Annotated in this window: 7 protein-coding genes; 2 read left to right on the forward strand and 5 right to left on the reverse strand. The window is 44.3% G+C overall.

Annotation, left to right across the window (positions count from 1 at the left end; genetic code table 11):
* From PX484_RS03510 to PX484_RS03525, 4 genes are all read right to left on the reverse strand, one after another.
* Window positions 1-127 (reverse strand): MvdC/MvdD family ATP grasp protein (locus tag PX484_RS03510; protein ID WP_353853208.1); only part of this gene is annotated, 127 nt, incomplete at its 3' end.
* 278 nt (window positions 128-405) lie between these two features.
* On the reverse strand, window positions 406-558 hold the full coding sequence (locus PX484_RS03515) for a microviridin/marinostatin family tricyclic proteinase inhibitor (protein WP_008201950.1): 153 nt from the start codon (window positions 556-558) through the stop codon (window positions 406-408).
* Window positions 559-1,080: 522 nt separating this feature from the next.
* Window positions 1,081-2,361: a rod shape-determining protein RodA gene (gene rodA / locus PX484_RS03520; RefSeq protein WP_287766061.1), complete on the reverse strand. Its 1,281-nt coding sequence runs from the start codon at window positions 2,359-2,361 to the stop codon at window positions 1,081-1,083.
* 219 nt (window positions 2,362-2,580) lie between these two features.
* Window positions 2,581-3,642 carry an Mrp/NBP35 family ATP-binding protein gene (locus PX484_RS03525; protein ID WP_002758983.1) on the reverse strand — a complete coding sequence of 354 codons (1,062 nt, stop codon included), beginning with the start codon at window positions 3,640-3,642 and terminating at the stop codon, window positions 2,581-2,583.
* 219 nt (window positions 3,643-3,861) lie between these two features.
* On the opposite strand from PX484_RS03525, the gene PX484_RS03530 reads away from it, so the two are divergent.
* Together PX484_RS03530 and PX484_RS03535 are read left to right on the forward strand one after the other, a co-directional pair.
* Window positions 3,862-4,785 carry a hypothetical protein gene (locus PX484_RS03530; RefSeq protein ID WP_079207924.1) on the forward strand — a complete coding sequence of 308 codons (924 nt, stop codon included), beginning with the start codon at window positions 3,862-3,864 and terminating at the stop codon, window positions 4,783-4,785.
* A gap of 59 nt (window positions 4,786-4,844) precedes the next feature.
* Window positions 4,845-5,282 carry a hypothetical protein gene (locus PX484_RS03535; RefSeq protein ID WP_287766059.1) on the forward strand — a complete coding sequence of 146 codons (438 nt, stop codon included), beginning with the start codon at window positions 4,845-4,847 and terminating at the stop codon, window positions 5,280-5,282.
* A gap of 82 nt (window positions 5,283-5,364) precedes the next feature.
* Here PX484_RS03535 and PX484_RS03540 read toward each other — a convergent pair.
* On the reverse strand, window positions 5,365-5,647 hold a 283-nt coding region (locus PX484_RS03540), incomplete at its 5' end, for an MOSC domain-containing protein (RefSeq protein ID WP_288102872.1).

Raw genomic sequence — 5,647 nt, forward strand, 5'->3', positions numbered from 1 at the left:
GAAATTTATCGGTATCTAAGCGAAAAGGTGTGGCTCCTTTTTTTTCTATCGCCTCAGCCACGCGGTCAATCGTGAAAAAATCGCCGCTATGGGTCAACAATAAAACAACTTTAGGCGATTCTTTCATGTCAATTGCAAATCTCTATATTTTAACCCATTTTAAGGCTTTTGGGCTGGTATTTATTGGACAGAATCTCAATAAAAGGCGGCAAAAATTGCTGCTTTTGCTTAACTAATTGCAGTATTTGTTTTTTTCTTGAGTAATTACTAAATTTAGTTGACAGCACTTCTCAGGATCTCAACGTGCAGTTTTTTTGGCTGCGAGCCTTGCTTAGTGGCTCCTTTAGCTTTTTGTCTGTACGGTGTAATCAAGAAAAGTGCTGCAATTACTCAAGTAACCTGAGTTTAAAACTCTTCCCAGTCAGAAGGGTATTTGAGTGTAACATTATATTCACGCTCAGGGGAAGGAGACTTGATGGAAGATTCCTCTTTGCTTACGGACAAGAAACGAGCAAAGAAAGGAAGTGCTTTACCTTGTTGATCGTTGGGATATGCCATATTTATTCCTCTGGTAATTTCGAGTGAATAGGTTTAATCACTCAGACAAAACTAACAACCCGTACTAACCCTTGAAAGCTTTGCTGTGCATGGCTTTCAGAATTGGGATTGTGCAAATAATTTGCCTTTGTTTGGGTGATGGAAAACATCATAAGCACTAATCTGGCAAATGTCAAGCACTTAAGAAAAATTTCTGCTAAATCCGACATTCAGCACATCTTCATATACTTTTATATATTTTTACATTCCCCAAGATGTTTTAACGAAAAACCTTGATTGTAGAAACTACTATTGAGAACATTTTCAATAATTGATTTTTTCTGAGAAAAAAATTGACAATTCTTCACCTTGATCAAAATCCATCATTGTAGTTATAATTCTTACTGGCAAGGGTTTGGAAGGAATATATTAGTAAAAATCATCAATTGAATGTTAAGAAGTGCGGAAAGTGGGATTTAATACTCCACACTTAAAACTCAAATCTGATAACTGATCACTGATAACTGATAGCTGTACAACTACTTAGTACAAACGCTTACGGGGGCGATAATTAGCCACGGATTCCACTAAACCCAAGGCGATAAAATTGGTTAATAAAGATGAACGTCCATAACTTAACCAAGGTAGAGGAATCCCTGTAATCGGGGCTAATCCCACGGTCATGCTAATATTAAGAATTGCCTGAAAAGCGATCATCGAGAGAACACCGATCGCTATTAAAGAACCGAAGTTTTCTTTAGCAGTATTAGCAATGACTAACAAACGCCAACAAACTAACCAGAAAGCTATTAAAACTAGAATACTGCCGACAAAACCGAATTCTTCCCCGACTACGGAGAAGATAAAATCGGTGTGTTGTTCGGGAATAAAATTTAATTGGGTTTGGGTGCCTTGGTGTAATCCCCGTCCCAATAATTCTCCGGATCCGATGGCAATGCGGGATTGAATTAATTGATAACCTCCCCCCAAAGGATTCTTTTCTGGGTGAAGAAATAGGGTTAAACGATCTTTTTGATATTCTTTTAATAAACCCCAAAAAACCTCGCCTAATTTACCCACTGCCAGATTAGTTGCCACCACGATGAAAGTAGATAAAAAACGGTAGGGAAGGGTAAACCAAGCAAGCACAGCGATGATAATTGCTAAAACAATCCAAGCAGGAAAAAGTAAATTAAACAGAAAAACCGATGCGAGGGGAGATAACAGGATAATCATCCAAGGTAGTTTCGCATTAGCCCAGTAAATCATGCCTAGGGTAATTGCACCAAAGACTAATCCTGTCCCCAAGTCCGGCTGCGCCATAATTAACACCCAGGGGATGGCAGTGACGGCAAAAACACGAGCGATCGCAAAAAGATTATCGGCGGGACGATGATGTAGGAGGGCTGCTAGGGTGATAATTAAACCTACCTTGGCAAATTCCGACGGTTGCACGTTAAAACTGCCGATATTAATCCAACTTTGCGCCCCATTCGCCGTCACCCCTAGGACAATTACCGCAATTAGGGAGAGATTGGTAAGAAGATAGGTTAACCAGTGCCATTTCAGCAGACTTTCGTAACGACAACGGGCCAGAAATAAAGCGATCGCCACTCCCACGGACCCGAATAACCAGTGTTGCCACCAGTCGAGAGCGGTGGTGTTTCTTTCGGCACTACGAATCATTAAACCACCGAAAACGGTTAAACCCGTCACCAAAACGAACAAAAGCCGATCCATTTGGGCTATATCCCGGAAAATGAAGCTAAACTGCTCACTAAAACCGCTTAGTTTCCTACTAATAAGGGACTGTCTTCTCACCATTTCTCTCCCCAAATTTACTAACTAACTAGGGTTTGCTGAATAAATCTAAAAACATTGTTCGATAAGACTTTTAGACCTTTTTGAAATCCAAAAGCACCGGACATTGGAGTGATCGGGGGGAAAATTTAGGGACTTTTTCCCTGAAAATGGGTAAAACCCTACACCCTACACCCTACACCCCACACCCTGCCCCCACCGAAAAACTTTTTGCCGCAAACCCTAACTATAGGCTGCCACGGATACTTTCGCCGCCACCTGACGAGCGATCGCTATCAGGGCTTTAGCTGAGGCCGATTCTGGTTGCCCCAAGACAACTGGTACACCAGTATCACCGCCTTCTCGTAGGGCTATCTCCAGAGGCACACATCCCAGTAAAGGAATGCCCAATTCTTGTGAGGTTTTTTCCCCACCACCGGACCCAAATAGATCATAGGAGCGATCGGGCTGATCGGGAGGGATAAAATAACTCATATTTTCCACGATACCCAAAACCCGCGCCCCTAGCTGTTGGAACATTTTTAAACCCCGGCGCGCATCAATTAAAGAAACCGTCTGGGGAGTGGTGACAATCACCGCACCCGCTAGGGGGACCGATTGAATTAAAGTTAATTGTGCATCCCCGGTACCGGGAGGCATATCGACGATTAAATAGTCTAAATCGCCCCAATTGACTTGATAGAGAAACTGACGGATAATGCCGTTTAACATCGGACCGCGCCAGATTACCGGTTGATCGGGGTTGATCAAAAAGCCCATGGAAACCATTTTGATGCCATGGTTGAAAGCGGGTTCCAATATCTCGCCATTTGCGCCCTGTACGGTCACTTGTGCGTCATTTAAGCCCAACATTGTCGGGGCGTTGGGGCCGTAGATGTCCGCGTCTAATAGCCCCACTTTTGCCCCTAAATGAGCCAAGGCGACGGCGATATTGACAGCCACGGTACTTTTTCCCACACCGCCCTTACCACTGGAAACGGCGATAATATTTTTAACCCCCTCCACGCCTTGGCGATCGGGTAAAGCTTTTTGTTGCGGGGTTTCGGCAGTTACTGCCACGGCGACACTTTCCACCCCGGGCAGCTGTTTAACGGCTTTTTGGCAGTCTTCCACGATAAATTCGCGCAAAGGACAGGCAGGAGTGGTCAAAACTAGGGTAAAGCTAACTTTTCCGCCATCGATCGCCACATTGCGGATCATGTTCAATTCCACTAGGCTTTTTTGCAGTTCCGGATCTTGAACGGGACGTAATACTTCTAAAATCGAGGCGGTATCAAGGGGCATGGTTTCAGTGTCTCTAGTCAAGTATTGTTCTTATGGTTATTTATCTTAACCTTGATATTTCTACTTATGGCCTAAGAGAGATGCTCCCGTATTTTCTTAAATGTATAGTGGGATCATCTGGGAGCAAGTCACTTTTGCGAGTGCATAAATTTGACACTCGTGGGACAAGTGACTGAACACCTAAGACAAGGTTGTTGACTTCAAACAAAGGGAAAAAAGATGTTAAAAATTACTGCGGATCTATATTCTGGACGAGCGAATCCAGAGTGGATTATCAGCGATGAACAGGAAATTCGCGCTACCCTGCGGGAAATCGCTAATAATGCTAGTGTCATCGCTAAATCGGCACCAGCCAACGCTGGTCTAGGATTACGGGGATTTTTAGTAGAACCCCTCAACGATGAGGTAGGCCGCAATTACAATCTGCCAGAGAGTATTTATCTAGCGGCTGGACAGTATGCTACCAGTTCTAAAGCCAATGCTATTGCCGAAAGACTGGTCGGTTTAATCAATAGTGCTGAAATAACCACCAGAATGACCCCTGAAGAAGAAGCTCTATCTTTAGATGAAGATCTACAGGGGTTTTTGCAGGAACAATTATATGTAGGTGAGCGCTTGACGCTCCTCGATACGGAAGGATTAGAATTATCCCCCGAAGCTGTGGAAATCCCCCTCGAAACCCCCAAGGCCGCCTGCCAATACGAATTGGGAGCTTATAATCCCAATTTCTGGAACAACAACGCAACTATCCTGCGGAACAATAACTGCTACAATTACGCCAGTAACAAACGCACCGATACCTTTGCCCAACCCGGACGCGGTTGTGGTAGTATGTATCGCTCGCTCACCTGTGCGGAAGTGACCCGAGCTTCCCTGTGTGATGGCTTACATGTACGTTATAATTGTTTCCCCGCCTCCGAAGCCCCTCGCTATCTGGTGGCCCTAGTTATAGCTCCAGGACGAGATTTCCACTGGTATCGACTGAATAAAGAGGGTTTCTGGAGTCATAAACCTGGTTCCACGCCGGTCAGAAATGTTGATAATAGTAACCGGGTGATTACAAATCCCCAAACCTGTAATCGCGGAATTTATACGCAATTTTGCGGCTATTTCTATACTTGTAAGAGCCAAAAAATTCGTTAAACGTTTCAACTCAGGTCAGTTAGATGGCTAAGATAGAACCTGAGGGAAGGAGGGGAAAGGTGGCAGCAATTGTGGTGATCGCCATACCCCTCTTTTGCCTGCTCGGCCTAATAGTTTACACTCAGACAGTGGAGGCGATCGTGCAAGTAGAACTCGATATATTTAGTGGTCGTCCCAATCCCCATTGGACTCTTAACGAGCGCGATAGTCAGGAACTACTCCAACAACTGCAGCGTTTGTCCCCTACCAAAGCTGGTGAACCTAGTGGCAATTTGGGTTATCGAGGGGTGATCCTCAGTAATCCCAGAGGTGCGATCGCTGGATTCGAGTGGATCGTTTGTTCGGATGGATTAGTGGTCGGATACAAGGGAGACTCATCCCAGAAGTTTATCGATGCCAATCGTAACTTGGAACGTTGGTTAGTACAAACTGGTGAGACAACTTTGGGGACGGATATACTGCGCTCCCTCCGTCAAGAGTTCGGTGCTGATTTCTAGGCATATTTTTAGCTTTTCAAGAGTTGGTTGCCAGTATTTCCGGTTTTATTTGACTGACCTTGAAAGGGCTGCCCCTATATCTCTAGATTACGGTAATAGGATCGCCGACTTTAATTGTACCTGTCTTTTCGGGGATGACATTTTCTCCGAACATAATTCCCCCCGGGAAACTGCGAAAAGTGCTTAAGGTTTTTAAAGGTTCTTGCTGGGGATTTCTCCTACCCGTTTCTTGATCGGTGGTGGTGATAATACAGCGACTACAGGGTTTAACTAGGGCATAATTTATCTCTCCAATTGTGATCTTTTGCCAACTACTTTCGCTAAAAGCTCGATCGCTACTAATAACAATATTAGGCCGAAAACGA

This window comes from Microcystis sp. M49636_WE2 (assembly GCF_030065375.1).
GTDB classification, from domain to species: Bacteria; Cyanobacteriota; Cyanobacteriia; order Cyanobacteriales; family Microcystaceae; genus Microcystis; species Microcystis aeruginosa_C.